The following is a 20,290-nucleotide window of genomic DNA, read 5'->3' on the forward strand; positions in this document are numbered from 1 at the left end:
TAGTAAGGATGCCTTATAATAAGAATGTTTTAGTTTGCCCGGATCGAAAGTCAAGCATTGCCACCGGCGCCCATGCCGCCTACATCCGCAGCGATTTCCCGAATGGAGAAAAGCCCGTGACGATCGATCTTGCTTCCCATCCGCTGACCGCCTGGACCGGCCCGCTCGGCTTGCCGGACTATGGCGCCATCCGCACGGAGGATTTCGCGCCGGTTTTCGACGCGGCGCTTGCTGCCCATGCCGGGGAGATCGCCACCATTGCCGCCAATCCGGCAATGCCGACCATCGCCAACACGCTCGCCGCGCTGGAACTGGCCGGCGAAGCGCTCAGCCGCGCCGCTGCCATCTTCTGGGGCCTGGCCGGCGCCCATACCAATCCGCAAATCCAGAAGCTGGAACGTGAACTGGCGCCGAAGATGTCGCGCCATTTCTCTGCCATTTCAATGAACCCGGACCTCTTTGCGCGCATCGACGACCTGTGGAATCGCCGCGACGGGCTCGAACTGGACGGAGAAACCGCGCGCGTCCTGGAACTGACGTGGAAGGGCTTCGTCCGTTCCGGCGCGAAGCTCGACGAGGCCGGGAAGGCGCGCCTGGCCGTGATCAACGAGAGGCTCGCCGGTCTCGGCGCGGCCTTCGGCCAGAACGTGCTGGCCGACGAGGCCGGCTGGGCGCTGTTCCTGGATGACGCCGATGTCGACGGCCTGCCGGATTTCCTGACCGCCGCCATGGCCGAGGCGGCCGAAAGCCGGGGCGAAAAGGGCCGCCATGCCATCACCCTGTCGCGCTCGATCTACGAGCCCTTCATGACGCTGTCACCGCGCCGCGACCTGCGCGAGAAGGCGTTCCATGCCTTCACCATGCGCGGCCAGAACGGCGGCGAGCACGACAATTCGGCCATCGTCGCGGAGACGCTGGCCCTGCGCGCCGAAAAGGCGCGGCTTCTGGGCTACGAGACCTATGCGGCGCTGAAACTCGACAACACCATGGCCAAGACGCCCGGCGCGGTCATGGATCTGCTGGAACCGGTCTGGGACATGGCGAAGGAAAAGGCCGCCGCGGACGAGGCGGACCTGCGCCGCATCGCCGCCGCCTCCGGGCACAATCACGAGATCGCCGGCTGGGACTGGCGCTTCTTTGCCGACCGGCTGCGCTCGGAGAAATATGCCTTCGATGAAACTGAACTGAAGCCCTATCTCCAGCTGGACAACATCATCGCTGCCTGTTTCGACGTGGCGAACCGCCTGTTCGGCCTCACCTTCGAGGAAAAGCCGGAGCTGAAGGTCTGGCACGAGGATGCCCGCGTCTTCGAGATCCTCAATGGCGACGGCTCATCGCGCGGTGTCTTCATCGCCGATTATTTCAACCGGCCGACCAAGCGCTCGGGCGCCTGGATGAGCGCCCTGCAATCGGCCCACAAGCTGGAAGGCGGGCAGCGGCCGATCATCTACAACGTGATGAATTTCGCCAAGCCGGCACCGGGCAAGCCGGCGCTGCTCTCCATGGACGAGGCGCGCACCCTGTTCCACGAGTTCGGCCACGCCCTGCACGGCATGCTGACCGAGGTGACGTGGCCGTCGGTCTCGGGAACATCCGTGCCGCGCGATTTCGTGGAACTGCCCTCGCAGCTTTACGAGCACTGGCTGACGGTGCCGGAAGTGCTGGAAAGGCATGCCCGCCATGTGAAGACCGGCGAACCCATGCCGCGCGCGCTGATCGACAAGCTCACCGCCGCGCAGGCCTTCGACCAGGGTTTCGCCACCGTGGAGTTCACGGCTTCGGCGCTGATGGACATGGCCTTCCACCAGCAGACGGAGATGCCCGCCGATGCCATCGCCTTCGAGGCCGATACCATGGCGAAACTGGGCAAGCCGGAAGCCATCGCCATGCGACACCGGACACCGCATTTCGCCCATGTCTTTGCCGGCGACGGTTATTCAGCCGGCTATTATTCCTACCTCTGGTCGGAAGTTCTCGACGCCGATGCCTTCGATGCCTTCGAGGAGACGGGCGACCCTTTCAACCCGGAACTGGCGGAAAAGCTGAAGACGCATATCTACGCCGCGGGCGGATCGGCCGATCCGGAGACGCTCTACAAGGCTTTCCGTGGCAAGATGCCCTCGGTCGACGCGATGCTGAAGGGCCGCGGGCTGGCCGTGCATCCGGAACGCGAGATGTGATTGCATCCACCTCGGGGACGAAAACGCAAAAGGCCCGGACGTCACCGTCCGGGCCTTTGGTCAAAGAGACGGAAGTGTCGCGTCTCAGGCCGCCTGCTTCTTCGGCTGGATGAGGCCGCGGGCGACGAGCAGTTCGGCGATCTGCACCGTGTTGAGCGCCGCACCCTTTCGCAGGTTGTCGGAAACCACCCACATGGCCAGGCCGTTCTCCACCGTCGCGTCCTCGCGGATGCGCGAGATATAGGTGGCGTCCTCGCCGGCCGATTCATGCGGGGTGATGTAGCCGCCGTCCTCGTGCTTGTCGATCACCTGGCAGCCCGGCGCCTCGCGCAGGATGTCGCGCGCCTCTTCCGCCGTGATCGGCTTTTCGAATTCCAGGTTGACGCTTTCGGAATGGCCGATGAAGACCGGCACGCGCACCGCCGTGCAAGTGACCTTGATCTTCGGGTCCAGCATTTTCTTGGTCTCGGCCAGCACCTTCCATTCCTCCTTGGTGTAGCCGTCTTCCATGAAGACATCGATATGGGGAATGACGTTGAAGGCGATGCGCTTGGTGAACTTCCTGGCTTCCACCGGATCGGAGACGAAGACCGCGCGCGTCTGGTTGAAGAGTTCGTCCATGCCTTCCTTGCCGGCGCCGGAAACCGACTGGTAGGTGGAAACGACCACGCGCTTGATGGTGGCCGCGTCATGCAGCGGCTTCAGCGCCACGACAAGCTGGGCGGTCGAGCAATTGGGATTGGCGATGATGTTCTTCTTGCGGAAGCCCTCAACCGCGTCCGGGTTCACTTCCGGCACGATCAGCGGCACATCGGCGTCGTAGCGCCAGGCCGAGGAATTGTCGATGACGACGCAGCCCTGCGCTCCGATCTTCGGCGACCATTCCTTGGAGATCGAGCCGCCGGCCGACATGAGGCAGATGTCGGTATCGGAGAAGTCGTAGGAGTCGAGCGCCTTCACCTTCAGCGTCCTGTCGCCGTAGGAGACTTCCTGGCCGACCGAACGGCGCGATGCCAGCGGCACCACCTCGTCGGCGGGAAAGCCGCGTTCTTCCAGGATGTTGAGCATTTCACGGCCCACATTGCCCGTGGCGCCGACGACTGCAATCTTGAAACCCATGTTCGTGTCCGTCCTTGGATCGGTGTCGCTTCCCTTTTCGCGTCCGGCCCGGCACTTGTCGCTCGGGCCTTTCGCCTTCCCGGTCTGTCCCGGGAAGCATCAGGGGATCAGGCCAAGAAGGATCAGACCGTGGTAACGGTCGTTTTTTTGGCCGTGGTCTTGGTGAATCGGGTGGCACGCATGAACCCGGCCGGTGCCGCCACCGTCCCGCTGGTCATGAATGCAATGAGGAATCCGCGCATCGGTTCCGTTCCCGTTTCCTGCTGGAGCGCTTTTACGATGTTTGGCTGAAGAGTCAATTGCGGCTTTGGAAGCAGCGCGCAAGAGGACCCGGCGGTCGATTCCCGCCGGGCCGGTGTCCAACGGAAGGGCAGTATCAGGCAGCCAGCGCGCGGAACTGCGCCAGGATGGCGTCACCCATTTCAGCCGTGGAGATCTGCGTGCAGCCCTCCGACATGATGTCGCCGGTGCGCAGGCCCTGGTCGAGCACGTCTGCAATGGCCTTCTCCAGCCGGTCGGCGTGGTCGATCATGTTGAACGAATAGCGCAGGCACATGGCAAAGGACGCGATCATGGCGATCGGGTTGGCAATGCCCTTGCCGGCGATGTCGGGCGCGGAACCGTGGACCGGCTCATAGAGCGCCTTGCGGCTGCCGGTCTTCGGGTCGGGCGCGCCGAGCGAGGCGGAGGGGAGCATGCCCAGCGAACCGGTGAGCATGGCCGCCACGTCCGACAGCATGTCGCCGAACAGGTTGTCGGTGACAATGACGTCGAACTGCTTGGGCCAGCGGACGAGCTGCATGCCGCCGGCATCGGCCAGCATGTGGGTCAGCTCGACGTCGGAATATTTCGCCTTGTGCGTCTGGGCGACCACTTCCTTCCACAGCACGCCGGATTTCATCACGTTGTGCTTTTCCATCGAGCAGACCTTGTTGGAGCGCGTGCGCGCCAGCTCGAAGGCCACGCCGGAAATGCGCTCGATCTCGTAGGTATCGTAGACCTGCGTGTCGATACCGCGCTTCTGGCCGTTGCCAAGGTCGATGATCTCCTTGGGCTCGCCGAAATAGACGCCGCCGGTCAGTTCGCGCACGATCAGGATGTCGAGACCCTCGACCACCTCGCGCTTGAGCGAGGAGGACGCCGCCAGCGCCGGATAGCAGATGGCCGGCCGCAGGTTGGCGAAGAGTTCCATGTCCTTGCGCAGGCGTAGCAACCCGGCCTCCGGGCGCACTTCATAGGGAACGCCGTCCCACTTCGGTCCGCCCACCGCGCCGAACAGCACCGCATCGGCGGCCATGGCCCTGGCCATGTCGTCTTCGGAGATCGCCTGGCCGCAGGCGTCATAGGCCGAGCCGCCGACAAGGCCTTCCTCGGTCTCGAAGCCCGCGCCGAGCTCGTCGTTCATGCAGGTGATGAGCTTGCGCACCTCGGCCATGGCCTCGGGGCCGATGCCGTCGCCGGGAAGAAGAAGGAGCTTGCGCGATGCCATGGGCGTGAAAACCTCCGAAAATGGTCAAATTCCGGGTCTTGCTATCCCTCTGGCCCGCACAAGGCAAGTCGCATTAACGCCGTCATTCATGCAATACTGTCCGGGCGACGCATCCAGAACCAGGGAGTCCAGGCATGTTCGCAGCCAAACTGCGTATCCTCGGCCTTGCACTGGCCGCCGGCCTGCCGGTTACCGCCGCGCTGGCCGGCGATTACGGCCCGCCCGTCGATTGCGACCTCGGCAGGAGCTGTTTTCTGCAGCAGATGCCGGACATGGAGCCCGGTCCCGGTGCTGCGGACCCCTACTGCGGGCCGGCGACCTATGACGGGCATACCGGAATCGACATCCGGGTGCGCTCGATGGCCGACATGGCGCGGGGCGTGTCCGTCCTTGCCATGCGCGAGGGTGTCGTGCGCGGCACCCGCGACGGGGAAGACGACCGTCTCGTGCGCACCGAGGCCGACCGCAAGGCCATCGCGGACCGGGAGTGCGGCAACGGCGTGCTCATCGATCACGGTGACGGCTCGGTCACGCAGTATTGCCACATGCGGCAAGGATCCGTGCGTGTGCGCAACGGTGACAAGGTGGCCCGCGGACAGCCGATCGGCCAGATCGGCGCATCGGGACTGGCGCAGTTTCCCCATGTGCATGCGGAGTTGCGTATCGACGGCAAGCCGGTCGATCTTCTGACCGGTCGACCGCTGGATGCGGGTTGCGATAACGGGCTGGGCGAGGTCCGGTCCCTGTTCGACGGCGATTTCGCCGGACGGCTCGGCGATGGCGACGGCACCCTGCTGGATGCCGGGTTTGCATCCGGCGCGGTGGATCACGATGCCTTGGGCGAAACCGGGGCGCCAAGGCCGCCGGACGTCCGCGCCGGCGCCCTGACCGGATGGGCATGGTTCGCCAATCTGCGCAAGGGCGACCGCATCCGCCTGCGCCTGAACGGGCCCGCCGGAGGCGTCATCGCCGACGTCACGTCCAAGCCCATGGACCGCTCCAAGGCCACCTATTCGGTCTTCGCCGGCAAGCGGGGCGCGCCCGCAGCGGGCGAGCATGGCCTGCTGATCGAATTGCTGCGCGGGGGCGAGGTCATCCGCAGCGCCCGCAGGACGCTCACAATCGGCGGTTGACCAGGCGGGCGCGTGCCGCCTCCAGCCGGTGGCGGCGGCTCAGATCGACCGCGTCTTCGAGCCGGGCACCTGCCGGGCCGTCCGTCAACGGTTCCGCGACAACGCCGCCGAACCTTGCCTCGCGAACGAGAACCGGGCGGCCGGCAATGAGGCAGACCACCTCCAGTGAGGCGCTGTCAGTCCTGTCCGGATCGTCCCGATAGGCCCAGGCAAGCCCACCGGAGAGGCTGGCATTGCCGAAGATGAGGGCGCGGTTTTCCGCATCGGTGGCCCGGTCGAGGCAGGCCTGGCAGAAATGCCAGGGATAGCGTGGAAAGAAACGCTGGCGCGCGCCGCAGCCGGGACAGAAATGCGGCTTGCCGTCCGGGTCCCGGGTCATGGGCGATTCCTCAGTTCCGCTTGCGGGCCGTCACCTCGATCTCGACCTTCATCTCCGGCCGGATCAGGCCGGCAACGACCATGGTCGCCGCGGGGCGGATATCGCCGAAGTGTTCGCCCGTCACCTTGAAGACGGCATCCGCATGCGCGGCATCGGTGACATAATAGACGGCCCGAACCACGTCGGCGAGCCCAAATCCTGCTTCCGCCAGCGCGGCCGCGATGGTGGCGAAGGTGTTGCGCGCCTGTGCTTCCACGCTGTCCGGCATAGTCGTAACCGGTCGTTCCGGATACGAAACAGAAATCGCCATCGACAACCGCCCGGCTGTAGCCGGCCTGCTTCTCGAAGGGCGATCCGGTGGAAATCAGCTTGCGCATGGCCAGGGTGTCTTTCGTTCGGGAGTCACTGTGGCTTCACGATGGTTCCCACGATCCGGCGGACCAGGGGATTGACGAAGAGGACAACCGGAAAGGCCAGCGCCCATGATGGCAGCCATGCGGCCAGCCAGAGCCCGGCAAAGCCCGGCGCGGCACCGCGCGCCAGGAAAACGGACAGGCCGGAGACGAGGCAGGACATCATCCCGGTCAGGAGCAGACCGAAGACGAGTCCCTCGAAGCGCCGGGGGAGAAAGGGCTTCATTCGCGCGGTTCCGGACCCTTTCAGGCCCAGGGACGTGTCTCGGCCGCCTTCTTCTCGAAGGTTTCGATGGCCGACGCCTTTTCGAGCGTCAGGCCGATATCGTCAAGGCCGTTGAGCAGGCAGTGGCGCTTGAATTCGTCCAGCTCGAAGGTGATGACACCGCCGTCGGGACCGCGGATTTCCCTGGCTTCCAGATCGACGGTCAGCGTGGCGTTGGCGCCGCGTTCGGCATCGTCCATCAGCTTGTCGAGCTCTTCCTGGCTGACCCGGATCGGCAGGATGCCGTTCTTGAAGCAGTTGTTGTAGAAGATGTCGGCGAACGAGGTGGAGATCACGCAGCGGATGCCGAAATCGAGCAGCGCCCAGGGCGCATGTTCGCGCGAGGAACCGCAGCCGAAATTGTCGCCGGCGACGAGGATCTGCGCATTGCGATAGGCCGGCTTGTTGAGCACGAAGTCGGGGTTTTCGGTGCCGTCCTCGTTGTAGCGCATCTCGGAGAAAAGCCCGGTTCCCAGCCCGGTCCGCTTGATCGTCTTCAGGTAGTCCTTCGGAATGATCATGTCCGTGTCGATGTTGACGATCGGCATCGGTGCGGCAACGCCTGTGAGCTTGGTGAACTTGTCCATGGCCATTTCCCTGTGAACTGTCTGGCACGGGCTTTAGCAAAGGCGCGGCGAATTTCAAAGGGGCTGCGTTTCATGACCGTGCGCGGACCTTGATGCGAATCACGGACGTGCCGGTCAGATCACGTTGAGTTCCCGCATGGGCCGGCCCGCGGCAATCCGCTCATGGGCAAAGCGCGACAGGTCGATGGTGCGGTAGCCGCCATGGACGATCCGTTCCGCGATGGCGTTTCCGGCGGCCGGGGCCTGCTGCAATCCATGACCCGAGAAACCGTTGCAGAACCAGAAGTTGGACAGGTCCGCATGCGGGCCGATCACCGCGTTCTGGTCGAGCGTGTTGTAGTCGTAATGCCCGGCCCAGGCCCGGCCCGGCTTGATGGCCTCGAAGGCGGGCACGCGGGTGGCAAGCACCGGCCAGATGACGGATTCGAACAGGTCCCAGTCCGGCTCGAAATCGTCTTCACCGGCGCGCCGGTCGTCTGCGGCGTCCTCCGCGCCGCCGGTGATGTACACAGACCCTTCCGGGCGCACATAGACGCCGGACGGGTCCACCATCAACGGCATATCGTCGAACCGTTCGCGGCATTCGAAGACGAAGACGGACCGCTTGCGTGGCTCCACGGGCAGGTCGATGCCGGCCATTGCGGCGATGGCGCCGGCCTGCGGGCCGGCCGCATTGATGAATGTGCCGCAGCCCAGCCGCCGGCCATCGTCCAGCGAGACGGCGCGCACCAGGCCCGAGGAGACCTCCAGTCCCGTCACGGTGCCGGTGACGAGATCAATTTCGCGGGTCTTCAGCGCCCGGCGGAACAGGGCCAGCAGGTGATGGGCATCGAACCAGCCTTCCCCGGAGACGCCATAGGTTCCGGCTGCGATCCCCTCCGGGTTCAACCAGGAAAATCGCCTGGCGAGTGTGGCGCCGTCCTCCAGGACGATATCGGCGCCGGCCTGTTTCTGCACCGCATGATTGGCTTCGAGCACGGGCAGGCCCTGCTCGCTGGCCAGGATGAGATATCCCTTTTCGCGGAAGGCAATGTCGGCATCGTCGCCGAAATGGTCCGCGAGATCACGGAAGAAATCCAGCGTGAAACGCGACAGGGCGATATTCTCGGCGATCGAGAATTGCTGCCGGATGGAGGCGCAGGAGAGCGTCGTTGCCGCGCGGGCGAAACCCGGGTCGCGCTCGACAAGCGCGATGGAACCGCTGAACCCGTGTTCGCGCAGGAACCAGGCGATGGAAGAGCCCATGATGGCTCCTCCCGCGATCACGATGTCACAGGTCTTCATTCTTGCCGCTCCGTGCCTTCGAGGCGCCGGCCTGAGGGCCGGGCGCACAGGGCCAGTGTCAGCAGAAAACCGGCGCCAAGGAAAGGGGTGAGATATCGGCCCGCAAGGCCTGGCCGGGTGCAGCGAAAGGCCGGTGCCGGATTTTTCCCGCCTCCGGGCTTGCCGCGCGGCCGGCAACCCGGATAACTGGTTCCTGTCATGAGTGATTCCGATCTCCCCCATCTCAATCCGTTCGAGGTCCGCGTGCTGGGCTGCCTCATGGAGAAGCAGTTGCTGACGCCGGATGTCTATCCGCTCACGCTGAACGCCCTCCAGTCGGCCGCCAACCAGAAGAGTTCGCGCGAGCCGGTGATGGCGATGGAGCCTGTGGAGATCAACCGGGCGCTCAAGTCGCTTGAGGACAAGGGGCTGGCGCGGCGGGTCTTCGGATCCCGGGCCGAGCGTTTCGAACATCTCGCGGCCAGGACGTTCCGGCTCACGGCACCGCAATCGGCCCTCCTGGCGCTGCTCCTGCTGCGCGGGCCGCAGACACTCAACGAATTGATGACTCGCACCGAGCGCATGGCGCATTTCGGTTCGGCTGAAGCCGTGCGTGAAGAACTCGACATGCTGATCGGCCAGCGCCCGCCGCTGGTCAAGGAAATCGGCCGGGCACCGGGGCAGCGCGAAGACCGCTTCGCGCATCTGCTGGCCGGCGATGTCGACATATCGGACATGCCTGCAAGGCCCGCGCCGCGCCCTGCGGCGTCGACCGCCATATCGGAACTGGAAGAGCGCGTCCGTCAGCTTGAGGAAGAGGTTGCGGCATTGAAGGCCCGGCTGGAGGCGGCCGGGGCGTAAACGCCCGCAAGATTGATTCCCGTCAAGGCCGCGGCTTGCGTGTCATGGCAAGACCCGCGGCAACAGCAACTCTTCCTCAGGGGATCACCATCCATGGCCACAACCGATTGGGGCGCTTTCATCGACCAGACCAATGCGCGCATGGCGGCGCTGCGCAAGGAAATGCCGGATGCGGCCAAGGGTTTCGGTGATCTTGCCAAGGCGGCGATCACGCCGGGAGCGCTCGACTCCAAGACCAAGGAACTGATCGCGCTCGGCATCGGAATCACCGCACGATGCGACGGTTGCCTGGCCTTCCATGCCAAGGCGGCAAAGAAATACGGCGCCACCCGCGAGGAAATCGTCGAAACCATCGCCGTCGCGGTCTACATGGGCGGCGGACCCTCGATGATCTATGGCGCCGAAGCCCTTTCCGTCTTCGATTCGCTGGGCGACTGACTTCAGACGAGCCTGGCGTCCAGCGTCACGGTGATGGCGCCGAGCGCGCGGGAAACCGGGCAGCCGCTCTTTGCCTTTTCAGCGAGTTCCTGGAAGTCCGCCTGCGCAATGCCGGACACGCTGGCTTGCAGTTCGAGCGCGCTTGAGCGGATGGAAAAGCCGCCATCCTCGCGTGCGAGACTGACGACCGCCTTGGCTTCCAGCCGCTCCGGCGGTGTCCCGTTCTCCGCCAGGAGATGGGAAAGCTGCATGGCGAAACAGGCCGAGTGGGCGGCGGCGATGAGTTCTTCCGGATTGGTTCCGCTGTGTCCCTCCTCATCCTCGAAGCGGGTGCGGAACGAGTAGGGCACCGAGGAAAAGGCGCCGGACTGGGTGTCGATCGTGCCTTTTCCGTCGGCAAGTGCGCCTTTCCAGACTGCAGTGGCATGGCGATTCATGGTCTTCTCCCCGTTTGATGCCGCGCGCCCCTGCGCGGGCGCACACCTGTCAACGACCGTAGCGGCGAAAGGTTGCAGACGAACGGTTCGCCGCCCGGCGCGGCCGTTCACGCCGATTTGTCAAGCTGTGACTTGAATGCGTCCGGGGCCTGTTCCAGTTTCCGCCCGAACATGGAGGACAAGCTCATGACCCGCTTCAAGACCCTGGTCTGCGCCGCCGGTGCGGCGCTTGTCATGATGACCGGCATGGCGCGTGCCGAAACTGCGCTTTTTGCCGGCGGTTGCTTCTGGTGCGTCGAAGCCGACATGGACAAGGTGCCCGGCGTCACCGAAACCGTTTCGGGCTATGCCGGTGGCAAGACGAAGAATCCGACCTATGAAAACCACGAGCGCGGCGGGCACCGCGAAGTGGTCCGCATCGAATTCGATCCGGATGTCATTTCCTACAAGGAACTGGTGGCGACCTTCCTGCGCACGATCGACGTCACCGATGCCGGCGGGCAGTTCTATGACCGGGGTCATTCATACACCACCGCCATCCATGCGCTGAACGAGGCGCAGGCGAAAGCCGCGCGCGAGGCCGTGGCGGAGGCGGAAAAAAGCCTTGGCAGGAAGATCGTGACGCCTGTCGAGGGTCCGGTCCGCTTCTGGCCCGCGGAAGAGTATCACCAGGATTACTACAAGAGCGAGGAACGCACCTTGAGCCGGTTCGGCTACGTCACGCGGGCCAGCGCCTACAAGCGCTATCGCGATGGCAGCCGGCGCACCGATTCGGTGCGCGCTCTCTGGGGCGACGAGGCCTATCGCGGCGTGCGCATGAAATGATCCGCCTCGCGGCGGGCCAGCGCCCTTCAATCTCATTCCAACCGGCCATGCCTGTGCGGGGCATGGCCTCATCCCCGGATGGGGCAAGGATCCAAGGAGAACAGACATGCGCATTGTACTGATCGCGGCCATTTCCATGCTGGCCGCAACCGCGGCACAGGCCGCTGACGGTTGGATCGTCAAGGACAGCTCATCCGACGTGGCGACGACCGCCGACAGGCTTGTCTCGGCCGTGGAGAAGGCGGGCGCAAAGGTGTTTGCCCGCGTCGATCACGCCAAGGGCGCGGAAGAGACCGGCCAGCCGATCCCTCCGGCCACGCTGGTCATGTTCGGCAATCCGTGGATCGGGACACCGGTCATGGCTGCCGACCCCAAGGCGGGTCTCGACCTGCCGATACGGGTTCTCATCTGGGACGACGGCGGTCAGACAAGGATCGGCTACCTCTCCGCGGACGAACTTGCAGACCGCTACGCACTCGATGACGCGGGTCCGGCGCTGGAGGCCATGGCCGGGGCGGTGGGCAAACTCACCGATGCTGCCGCCAGATAGGAATCCGGCGGCATGCGTGGTGCGGGTCTGGCGGCAAGGGGCTCACCGGGCGGCGGAAAGACGCTCCGCCGCCATTCGTTCGGCGATCGTGTTTGTGGGTTCGCCGGTCTCGTCGCTGCGGCGGAAAATCCGCGTCAGAACATCCGGAATATGGTCCACGCGGGTCAGGGCATCCGCGCGATCATAACCGCCGGGCGCCAGTTCGGCGGCAACATTGATGAGGCCGCCCGCATTGATGACGTAATCCGGCGCATAGAGGATGCCCCGCGCCTTCAGCCGCGCGGCATCGGCCTCGTCGGCGAGCTGGTTGTTGGCCGAACCCGCCACGATGCCGGCCTTCAGGCTGTCAATGGTCGCGGGCGTGAGCACGCCACCCAGCGCACACGGCGCGAAAACGTCGGCGTCGGCTTCCAGGATGGCGCCGGCAGGCGTCACGGTGGCGCCAAACGCCTTCGCCGCCTCACGGCAACGCGCTTCGTCAATGTCGGTAACGACCAGCCGGGCACCGGTTTGGTGCAGCATTTCGCAGAGCGACCAGCCCACGGAGCCGAGGCCCTGGACCGCGACGCGCAGTTCGCCCGTCACATCCGAGCCGTAGCGGTGGCGCACCGCGGCCTTGAGACCGAGAAAGACGCCAAGTGCCGTCACGGGTGACGGATTGCCGGAACCGCCGGTGGTGGTGCCGGTCACGTTGGGCGTGCGTTCGCGCAGGTAGTCGGCATCCGCCACGGTCAGGCCGACATCCTCGCCGGTAAAGAAGCGGTCCTGCAAGGCGGCGAGCATCCCGGCATATGCGTCCAGCAATTGCGGCGTCTTCTGCGTGCGCGCATCGGCCTTGATGACGGCCTTGCCGCCGCCGAAGGGCACATTGGCGATTGCCGACTTGCAGGTCATGCCGCGCGACAGGCGCAAGGCATCGGTGATCGCGGCATCGAGCGATTCATGGGCCCAGACGCGTGTTCCTCCCAGAGCCGGCCCGAGCGTCGTGTCGTGAATCGCAACGATGGCGGTGAGACCGCGGTCGCGGTCACGGCCGAGCCAGACCTGTTCATGGCCGTCGAAGCCCGGCAGCCGGGCGGCATCGGCGGTGATATCTGTCAATTGCAGGGTTCCGGCGCCGGCCGGGGCCCTGCGGGCGGGTTGTTCCACATGCAGCATTGCCTTTCCTCCCTCAAGGATTTCATTGCCTCAAGGATAACGCCTATGCGCGTATTTTGGTTGCCATTTCAGGGGTTTCCGCGCAGCGAAGCGAATGCCGGCAGCGTGTTCCGGGCATGATCGTTTCATCGCGCCGGTGATCTCGGCGACGCAGCATTTCCTGTTGCGTTGCAGCGGAAACGGTCAGCTTGAGCGGCGCGGCGTGAGGCGTGCGAGGATGGCCTCGTCGACCGTGACGACCGCTTCGAGCGGGGCCTGCGGCTGGCGGGCAAGGAAATCCGGCTTCGACATGCCGATGCGGCGTGCGCCGGCCAGAAGGGCGGTCTTGCCCTCGAAAACCGACTTGCCGTCCCGGTAGGTGAGGCGGCCCGCCTCGCCTTGTGTCGATTCGTCGCCAAAGAAGACGATTTCCAGCGGCATCGAGCGCTTGTGCGCCCCCATGGCAAGAAAGGGCGTCATCAGGGCCGCGCCATGTTCGGGCCCTTCCATCAGGCCGGGCAGGGTCCATTCATCGAACCGGTCGACGATGAACATGCCGCCGATGAAGGGATCGGGAAAGCCGACCATGCCGTCGGCGTCGATCTTCGGCCCTGCGGCGTCGGCATTGAAGACGGGCGCGTTTTCCAGCCAGCCGGCCAGAAGGGCGAGGCCGGGAAGGCGGTGCCGCTCCAGCCAGAGCACCATTTCGCCGATCATCCCGGCAAGGTCGGCCGGGTATCCGGCCAGCGCCTCCGCGGAACTGGCGGCGAGCTTCGCCACCTCGTCGAAATCGAGTTCGCGATCCATGTCCGGTCCTTTCGCGGTGATGTCAGAGCGCCTCGCCCTTCAGCAGGCGCGGCGTGGCTCCGGTGAGGCCGGCGGCCTGGCGGATGAAATGTGTTTTCAGCGCGGGCATGCGGTCGACCATGCCGAGGCCGAAGTCGCGGATCGCGCGCAGCGGGCCGAAGTCGTTGGAAAACATGCGGTTCAGCACGTCGGTGGTGATTCCCATCTGGACGGTCTCGAAACGGCGCCATTGCTGGTAGCGTTCAAGGACATCGAGGGCGCCGATGTCCTGACCGAGCCGCGAGGCCTCGACAACGACTTCCGCCAGCGCGGCGACATCGCGATAACCGAGATTGAGACCCTGCCCGGCAATGGGATGAATGCCGTGGGCGGCATCGCCAGCCAAGGCGAAACGCGGAGCGACGAAGTCGCGCGCCAGGGTCAGGCCGAGCGGCCAGGCGCGGGGCGTGTCCTCCAGGCGGATATGGCCGAGTTTGTGACCGAAGCGGGTTTCCAGCTCGACCTCGAAGACGAAGGAATCCTCGTTGACGAGACGCTCCGCATCGGCGGTGCGCTCGGTCCAGACGATGGAGGAGCGGTTGCCCTTGAGCGGCAGCGTGGCGAAGGGTCCGGCGGGCAGGAAATGCTCCTCGGCACGGCCTTCATGCGGGCGCTCATGCGCCACGGTGCAGACGATTCCGGATTGGCCGTAATCCCAGGAGACGGTGCGGATGCCCGCCTGTTCGCGCAGGCGCGAGCGGACGCCGTCGGCGGCGGCCAGCAGGCGGGCGCTGAAGATCCGGCCGTCCGCAGCGCGGATTTCGACATGGCCGGGCAGCGTGTCGAAGCCCTCGACCGGGGTGGATTGCAGGATGGTGACGCCCAGTTCCGCGGCCTTGTCACGCAAGGCGCCGTTCATCACCCGGTTGGGCACCATCCAGGCGAAGGGTTCGCCGGGCGCGACATCGCCGTCGAATGTCAGGAAGACCGGGCGAACCGGATCGGCCGTGCGCGAATCGGTCACCACCATTTCGTTGATCGGCTGTGCCTCGCCGATCATCGCCTGCCAGACGCCGAGGCGGTCCAGCATGCGAACGGCGGCGGCGGCGATGGCCGAGCAACGGGTATCCTTTTTCCAGACGCCTTCCGGTGCAGCGTCGACGACCCCGATCCTCAGGTCCGGTGCCGATCCGGCGATGGACACGGCCGCGGCCACGCCCACATAGCCCGCACCCGCGATGAGAATGTCGAATTCGTTTTCAGTCCCGGCCATCGCTCAAGCCTGTCATCCGTCCTGGTTCCGTTTCCGTAGATAAGGCATCGAAGGAGAAAATGCCATGATGCACCGCCGCGCATTCATTTCGCTTGCCGCCGCCGCGCTCCTTGCCCCTGCCGGCGCGTCGGCGCAGACCGGACCGGTGGTAACCGGTTTCACCCTCGACGGGCTCGACGGCAATGCGCTGGCCTTGTCACGGTTTTCCGGCAAGGTGCTGCTTGTCGTCAATACCGCGTCGAAATGCGCCTTCACGCCGCAGTATGAGGGGCTGGAGGCGCTCTGGCGGCGCTATGCGGCGCGCGGGCTTGTCGTGATCGGCGTGCCGTCGAACGATTTCGGCCGGCAGGAACCGGGCAGTGCCAGCGACATCAAGGAATTCTGCACGCAGACCTATGATGTCACCTTTCCCATGGCGGGCAAGACGGTGGTGCGCGGCGCCAACGCCCATCCGCTCTACAAGGCTTTCGAGAGGGCGCTGGGCCGCAATGGCGTGCCCGGCTGGAACTTCCACAAGGTGCTGATCGGCCGCGACGGCATACCGTCCGCCGGCTTTGCGAGCCGTGTCCGGCCCGGCGACCCGCGCATCACCCTGGCCATCGAGGCTGAACTGGCGCGCACCCCGCCACGTTCCTGAAACTTCCGCACGCGTCAACGGGCTTGACGCGTCGTGCGCTTGCTGGTCGAACCGTCATGTCGAATTCGTCGTGACGGAGTACCGATGGTCAGCGCCATGGACATGCTGTTCGAGATCCTCGATCTCGAATACCTGGAACACAACCTGTTTCGCGGCCGCAGTCCGCAGGTCGGCTGGCAGCGCGTTTTCGGCGGCCAGGTGATCGGCCAGTCGCTGGTCGCCGCGCAGCGAACGGTGACGGACCGCTTCCACGTCCATTCCCTGCATTGCTATTTCATGCTGCCCGGCGATCCGTCGGTTCCCATCATCTACCAGGTTGACCGCATCCGCGACGGCTCCTCATTCCTGACGCGCCGTGTCAACGCCATCCAGCACGGCCATGCCATCTTCACGCTCATTGCCTCGTTCCAGCGCGCGGAGGACGGGCTCGAACACCAGTTCGACATTCCGCTGGACGTCCCCGCGCCCGAGAACCTGCTGTCGGAAAAGCAGCTCATCGAACGCTTCATCGACCAGTTGCCGGAAAGCATCCGGAACTATTTCGAGCGGCCGAGACCGATCGAGATGAAACCGGTTGAGGTGGCGCACTATACCAGCCGCGAAAAGCTGCCGCCGCGGCAGAATACATGGATTCGCACCACCGGCCCGGTTCCGGACGAACCGGCACTGCAGGCCGCCGTGCTGGCCTATCTGTCGGACATGACGCTGCTCGACACCTCGCTCTTCGTGCACGGGCGGGCGGTTTTCGACCGCGACCTGCAGGTGGCGAGCCTCGACCATTCAATGTGGTTCCACCGCCCGGCCCGGTTCGACGACTGGATGCTCTACACACAGGACAGCCCCTCCGCACAGGGTTCGCGCGGCTTTACGCGGGGGTTCCTGTATGGGCGCGACGGCACGCTGATAGCCTCCATGGCGCAGGAAGGGCTGATCCGCCAAAGAACAAAGTCCAAAAAATAGGCATTTTCCTGTAAATGCACATAAATTAATCATATTGCATATGCGAAAGCTCGCATTGCATTGCATGATGCCTTTTTTTATTCATTGATATCAATCCCTTGTGCCGGACTGAGTCAAACTGGCACGGCGCTTGAATCGGAGCCTGTAATCGCAGGCATCCCATGCCGCGGTTTTCGAAACGCGGGCGACCGCATTCAAGCGAGGGTGAAACCTTATGAAAATCGTGATGGCAATCATCAAGCCGTTCAAGCTCGACGAGGTGCGCGAAGCGCTGACCTCGGTCGGGATCCAGGGCCTGACCGTCACCGAAGTCAAAGGCTACGGACGTCAGAAAGGGCATACGGAAATCTACCGCGGCGCGGAATACGCCGTCAGCTTCCTGCCCAAGCTCAAGATCGAGGTCGCCGTTGCCACCGACATGGTCGACAAGGCCATCGAGGCGATCTCGGGCGCGGCCAAGACCGGCCAGATCGGCGACGGCAAGATCTTCGTCTACGCGATCGAACAGGCCGTGCGGATCCGCACGGGCGAGTCCGACGCGGAAGCATTGTAAGGGACAGGAGTAGTTTTGATGACCTTTAAGACCCTTTCCACCGCGGCCCTGTCGGGCGTGATGCTTGCCGGCATGGCGGGCGTGGCCCTGGCCCAGGATGCCGCGCCGGCCGTCAGTCCGGAAACAGCCTACATCTTCAACACGCTGCTGTTCCTGGTCGGCGGTTTCCTGGTCATGTGGATGGCGGCCGGCTTCGCCATGCTCGAGGCCGGGCTGGTGCGTTCCAAGAACGTTTCCATGCAATGCCTGAAGAATATCGGCCTCTATTCGGTGGCCGGCATCATGTACTGGATCGTCGGCTACAACCTGATGTACACGGGCGTCGACGGCGGCTATTTCGGCTCCTTCGGTCCCTACTCCTTCGATCCGGTCGGCGGCAATGCGCTCGACACCGGCTATTCGACGGCGTCGGACTGGTTCTTCCAGATGGTGTTCGTGGCCACCGCGGCGTCGATCGTCTCGGGCACGCTGGCCGAGCGCATCAAGCTGCTGCCCTTCATGCTCTTCACCGTCATCCTGACCGGCTTCATCTATCCGATCGCCGGGTCGTGGAAGTGGGGTGCGGGCTGGCTCGACGCCATGGGCTTCCAGGACTTCGCGGGTTCGACGCTGGTCCACTCGGTCGGCGGCTGGTGCGCGCTGACCGGCGCCCTGATCCTCGGCGCGCGCAAGGGCAAGTATGTCGACGGCAAGGTCCAGCCGATGCCGGGTTCCTCGATCCCGCTGGCCACGCTCGGAACCTTCATCCTGTGGCTCGGCTGGTTCGGCTTCAACGGTGCCTCGCAGCTCGCCATGGGCACGATCGGTGACGTTTCCGACGTGTCGCGCATCTTCGCCAACACCAACCTCGCGGCAGCGGGCGGCGTGGTCGCCGTCATGATCCTGATGCCGCTGATCTACGGCAAGGTGGACGTGACCATGGTGCTCAACGGCGCCCTGGCAGGCCTGGTGTCGATCACCGCCGAACCGCTCAACCCCTCGCCCTTCCTGTCCATCGTCATCGGCGCCGTCGGCGGCATCATCGTGGTCTTCGCGGTGCCGGCCATTGACAAGCTGAAGATCGACGACGTGGTCGGCGCCATTCCGGTCCACCTGCTGGCCGGCATCTGGGGCACGTTCATCGTGCCGCTGTCGAATGCCGATGCCTCCTTCGGCGTGCAGATCGTCGGCATCCTGGCCTATGGCGTCTTCACAGTCGTCGTCAGCGCCGTCATCTGGCTGATCCTCAAGGCCATCATCGGCATCCGGGTTTCGGCCGAGGAAGAGGCCATCGGCCTGGACAAGGCGGAAGTGGGCGTCGAGGCCTATCCGGAATTCACGGCCGCGGGCACGCGCTTCTGACGGTCGTCTCCATCCCGTCGCGGCGTTGCTCAGGTGACGCCGCCACCTTCAACCCGGCTTCGGCCGGGTTCTTTTTTGCCCATATAGAAGTCAGTATTGCCAAATCTGCCCAAATCCTAGGCATCACGTGCTGGCGCATATTCCGGACACGCTCTGCCTCGTTCAAATTATCAAGTCAAATCAGAGCTTTGGTCGTGATTCAAAAACTGGCACGATCCTTGAGAGGTGGACATCGATCCGGTTCGCCGGTTGCGACATCTCTTCTCGGAGTTCACATGATGGCTATGCGATTTCTGCGGGCGGCGCCTTTCGCCGCCCTTCTGCTTGCAGCCGGCCTGCTGCCCGCGGCGGCCCAGGACGCGGCCCAGCCGGTCATGGACAAGGGCGACACGGCGTGGATGATGGTCTCCACCCTGCTCGTCCTGTTCATGATCCTGCCGGGCCTTGCGCTGTTCTACGGCGGCCTGGTGCGGGCCAAGAACATGCTTTCGGTTCTCATGCAGTGCACGCTGATCACCGCGCTGGTGATGGTTGTCTGGGTGGTCTACGGCTATTCCTTCGCCTTCGGCGGCGGCACCAGCCCGTTCTGGGGCGGCTTCGGCAAGCTTTTCCTGGCCGGCGTCACCCCCGAATCGACCGCGCCCACCTTCACCGACGGTGTCGTCATTCCCGAATATGTCTTCATCGCCTTCCAGATGACCTTCGCCGCCATCACGCCGGCACTGATCGTCGGCGCCTTCGCCGAGCGCATCAAGTTCTCGGCGGTCCTGCTTTTCACGCTGCTCTGGGTCACCTTCGTCTATTTCCCCGTCGCCCACATGGTCTGGGATGCATCCGGCCTGATCTTCAACATGGGCGCTCTCGATTTCGCCGGAGGCACGGTCGTGCATATCAATGCCGGCATCGCCGCGCTGATCGGTTCGATCCTCGTCGGCAAGCGCATCGGGCTTGGCAAGGACATGATGGCGCCCCATTCCATGACCCTGACCATGGTCGGCGCCTCGATCCTGTGGGTCGGCTGGTTCGGCTTCAATGCCGGTTCCAACCTCGAAGCCAATGGCGGTGCCGCACTGGCCATGATCAACACATTCACCGCCACGGCAGGCGCCATCCTGGCATGGGCGGGGCTGGAAGCCGTGCTGCGCGGCAAGGCGTCCATGCTGGGCGCGGCGTCCGGCCTGGTTGCCGGCCTTGTCGCGGTCACGCCGGCGGCGGGCAGCGTCGGTCCGGTCGGCGCGATCGTGCTCGGCGCCATCGCGTCGGCGGGCTGCTATTTCTTCGTCGCGGTGGTCAAGAACAGGTTCGGCTATGACGACAGCCTCGACGTGTTCGGCGTGCACGGCATTGGCGGCATCATCGGCGCGGTCGGCACGGGCATCTTCACCGCTCCCGGACTCGGCGGCACGGGCGGCGACGACTATTCCATCGCCGGCCAGACGCTGATCCAGATCCAGGCGGTGGCCATCACCATCGTGTGGTGCGGTGTCATCTCCTTCATCCTCTACAAGATAGTCGACATGGTGGTCGGCCTGAGGGTGGAGGCGGACAAGGAACGCCAGGGCCTCGACCTCACCTCGCATGGCGAGGCGGCCTATCACGCCTGAGCGTTCCGCCTGCGGCAAATGCCCCCGGCGCAGGCGAGAAGCCCATTTCCTGAGCATTTG

The 20,290-nt window shown here is 64.7% G+C and carries 21 protein-coding genes and 1 pseudogene; 11 read left to right on the forward strand and 11 right to left on the reverse strand.

The window, feature by feature from the left end; all coding sequences use genetic code 11:
• Positions 1–8 precede the first annotated feature (8 nt).
• A complete protein-coding gene (locus ACLB6G_RS02920; protein WP_410354607.1) occupies positions 9–2,180 on the forward strand; it encodes a M3 family metallopeptidase in 2,172 nt (723 codons plus the stop codon).
• 84 nt (positions 2,181–2,264) lie between these two features.
• On the opposite strand, the gene ACLB6G_RS02925 is transcribed toward ACLB6G_RS02920, so the two are convergent.
• Both ACLB6G_RS02925 and leuB read right to left on the reverse strand, forming a co-directional pair.
• On the reverse strand, positions 2,265–3,299 hold the full coding sequence (locus ACLB6G_RS02925; protein WP_410354608.1) for an aspartate-semialdehyde dehydrogenase: 1,035 nt from the start codon (positions 3,297–3,299) through the stop codon (positions 2,265–2,267).
• 376 nt (positions 3,300–3,675) lie between these two features.
• Positions 3,676–4,788: a 3-isopropylmalate dehydrogenase gene (leuB, locus tag ACLB6G_RS02930; protein ID WP_410354609.1), complete on the reverse strand. Its 1,113-nt coding sequence runs from the start codon at positions 4,786–4,788 to the stop codon at positions 3,676–3,678.
• Positions 4,789–4,922: 134 nt separating this feature from the next.
• Here leuB and ACLB6G_RS02935 point away from each other — a divergent pair, with 134 nt between their 5' ends.
• The gene (locus ACLB6G_RS02935) at positions 4,923–5,921 is read left to right on the forward strand and encodes a M23 family metallopeptidase (RefSeq protein WP_410354610.1); all 999 of its coding nucleotides are present in this window, start codon (positions 4,923–4,925) and stop codon (positions 5,919–5,921) included.
• Here ACLB6G_RS02935 and ACLB6G_RS02940 read toward each other — a convergent pair.
• From ACLB6G_RS02940 to ACLB6G_RS02960, 5 genes and pseudogenes are all read right to left on the reverse strand, one after another.
• Positions 5,905–6,300: a hypothetical protein gene (locus ACLB6G_RS02940; RefSeq protein WP_410354611.1), complete on the reverse strand. Its 396-nt coding sequence runs from the start codon at positions 6,298–6,300 to the stop codon at positions 5,905–5,907. The genes ACLB6G_RS02935 and ACLB6G_RS02940 overlap by 17 nt on opposite strands.
• A 10-nt stretch (positions 6,301–6,310) precedes the next feature.
• Positions 6,311–6,677: pseudogene (locus tag ACLB6G_RS02945) on the reverse strand (RidA family protein).
• A 25-nt stretch (positions 6,678–6,702) separates the two neighbouring features.
• Positions 6,703–6,939 (reverse strand): DUF2798 domain-containing protein, encoded by a 237-nt coding sequence (locus tag ACLB6G_RS02950; RefSeq protein WP_410354612.1) that lies wholly within the window; start codon positions 6,937–6,939, stop codon positions 6,703–6,705.
• Between the two features lie 20 nt (positions 6,940–6,959).
• Positions 6,960–7,565 (reverse strand): 3-isopropylmalate dehydratase small subunit, encoded by a 606-nt coding sequence (leuD, locus tag ACLB6G_RS02955; RefSeq protein WP_410354613.1) that lies wholly within the window; start codon positions 7,563–7,565, stop codon positions 6,960–6,962.
• 114 nt (positions 7,566–7,679) lie between these two features.
• Positions 7,680–8,849 (reverse strand): NAD(P)/FAD-dependent oxidoreductase, encoded by a 1,170-nt coding sequence (locus tag ACLB6G_RS02960; RefSeq protein WP_410354614.1) that lies wholly within the window; start codon positions 8,847–8,849, stop codon positions 7,680–7,682.
• A 198-nt stretch (positions 8,850–9,047) separates the two neighbouring features.
• Between ACLB6G_RS02960 and ACLB6G_RS02965 the strand changes: the two genes are divergently transcribed.
• Together ACLB6G_RS02965 and ACLB6G_RS02970 are read left to right on the forward strand one after the other, a co-directional pair.
• On the forward strand, positions 9,048–9,689 hold the full coding sequence (locus ACLB6G_RS02965) for a YceH family protein (protein WP_410354615.1): 642 nt from the start codon (positions 9,048–9,050) through the stop codon (positions 9,687–9,689).
• A gap of 93 nt (positions 9,690–9,782) precedes the next feature.
• Positions 9,783–10,127 (forward strand): carboxymuconolactone decarboxylase family protein, encoded by a 345-nt coding sequence (locus tag ACLB6G_RS02970; protein WP_410354616.1) that lies wholly within the window; start codon positions 9,783–9,785, stop codon positions 10,125–10,127.
• Between the two features lie 2 nt (positions 10,128–10,129).
• Here the strand turns inward: ACLB6G_RS02970 and ACLB6G_RS02975 are convergent, their stop codons facing one another.
• Entirely contained in the window at positions 10,130–10,564 is a 435-nt protein-coding gene (locus tag ACLB6G_RS02975; RefSeq protein WP_410354617.1) for an OsmC family protein, read from the reverse strand.
• 186 nt (positions 10,565–10,750) lie between these two features.
• Here ACLB6G_RS02975 and msrA point away from each other — a divergent pair, with 186 nt between their 5' ends.
• Together msrA and ACLB6G_RS02985 are read left to right on the forward strand one after the other, a co-directional pair.
• Positions 10,751–11,389: a peptide-methionine (S)-S-oxide reductase MsrA gene (msrA, locus tag ACLB6G_RS02980; protein ID WP_410354618.1), complete on the forward strand. Its 639-nt coding sequence runs from the start codon at positions 10,751–10,753 to the stop codon at positions 11,387–11,389.
• 106 nt (positions 11,390–11,495) lie between these two features.
• Positions 11,496–11,939, forward strand: a complete 444-nt coding sequence (locus tag ACLB6G_RS02985; RefSeq protein ID WP_410354619.1) for a DUF302 domain-containing protein — start codon at positions 11,496–11,498, stop codon at positions 11,937–11,939.
• Positions 11,940–11,981: 42 nt separating this feature from the next.
• On the opposite strand, the gene ACLB6G_RS02990 is transcribed toward ACLB6G_RS02985, so the two are convergent.
• The 3 genes from ACLB6G_RS02990 to ACLB6G_RS03000 all read right to left on the reverse strand — a co-directional run bounded on the left by ACLB6G_RS02990 (position 11,982) and on the right by ACLB6G_RS03000 (position 15,135).
• Positions 11,982–13,040: a Leu/Phe/Val dehydrogenase gene (locus ACLB6G_RS02990; RefSeq protein ID WP_410354620.1), complete on the reverse strand. Its 1,059-nt coding sequence runs from the start codon at positions 13,038–13,040 to the stop codon at positions 11,982–11,984.
• 240 nt (positions 13,041–13,280) lie between these two features.
• Positions 13,281–13,883 carry a DUF3726 domain-containing protein gene (locus ACLB6G_RS02995; RefSeq protein WP_410354621.1) on the reverse strand — a complete coding sequence of 201 codons (603 nt, stop codon included), beginning with the start codon at positions 13,881–13,883 and terminating at the stop codon, positions 13,281–13,283.
• Positions 13,884–13,905: 22 nt separating this feature from the next.
• On the reverse strand, positions 13,906–15,135 hold the full coding sequence (locus ACLB6G_RS03000) for a ubiquinone biosynthesis hydroxylase (protein WP_410354622.1): 1,230 nt from the start codon (positions 15,133–15,135) through the stop codon (positions 13,906–13,908).
• A 64-nt stretch (positions 15,136–15,199) separates the two neighbouring features.
• On the opposite strand from ACLB6G_RS03000, the gene ACLB6G_RS03005 reads away from it, so the two are divergent.
• From ACLB6G_RS03005 to ACLB6G_RS03025, 5 genes are all read left to right on the forward strand, one after another.
• On the forward strand, positions 15,200–15,772 hold the full coding sequence (locus ACLB6G_RS03005) for a glutathione peroxidase (RefSeq protein WP_410354623.1): 573 nt from the start codon (positions 15,200–15,202) through the stop codon (positions 15,770–15,772).
• An 84-nt stretch (positions 15,773–15,856) separates the two neighbouring features.
• Positions 15,857–16,732 carry an acyl-CoA thioesterase II gene (gene tesB / locus ACLB6G_RS03010; RefSeq protein WP_410354624.1) on the forward strand — a complete coding sequence of 292 codons (876 nt, stop codon included), beginning with the start codon at positions 15,857–15,859 and terminating at the stop codon, positions 16,730–16,732.
• A 214-nt stretch (positions 16,733–16,946) separates the two neighbouring features.
• Positions 16,947–17,285 carry a P-II family nitrogen regulator gene (locus ACLB6G_RS03015; protein WP_410354625.1) on the forward strand — a complete coding sequence of 113 codons (339 nt, stop codon included), beginning with the start codon at positions 16,947–16,949 and terminating at the stop codon, positions 17,283–17,285.
• Positions 17,286–17,303: 18 nt separating this feature from the next.
• Positions 17,304–18,626, forward strand: a complete 1,323-nt coding sequence (locus ACLB6G_RS03020) for an ammonium transporter (RefSeq protein WP_410354626.1) — start codon at positions 17,304–17,306, stop codon at positions 18,624–18,626.
• Positions 18,627–18,910: 284 nt separating this feature from the next.
• Entirely contained in the window at positions 18,911–20,230 is a 1,320-nt protein-coding gene (locus tag ACLB6G_RS03025) for an ammonium transporter (RefSeq protein WP_410355158.1), read from the forward strand.
• The last annotated feature ends 60 nt before the right edge of the window (positions 20,231–20,290 follow it).

The organism is Zhengella sedimenti (assembly GCF_046506625.1).
Taxonomy (GTDB): domain Bacteria; phylum Pseudomonadota; class Alphaproteobacteria; order Rhizobiales; family Rhizobiaceae; genus Zhengella; species Zhengella sedimenti.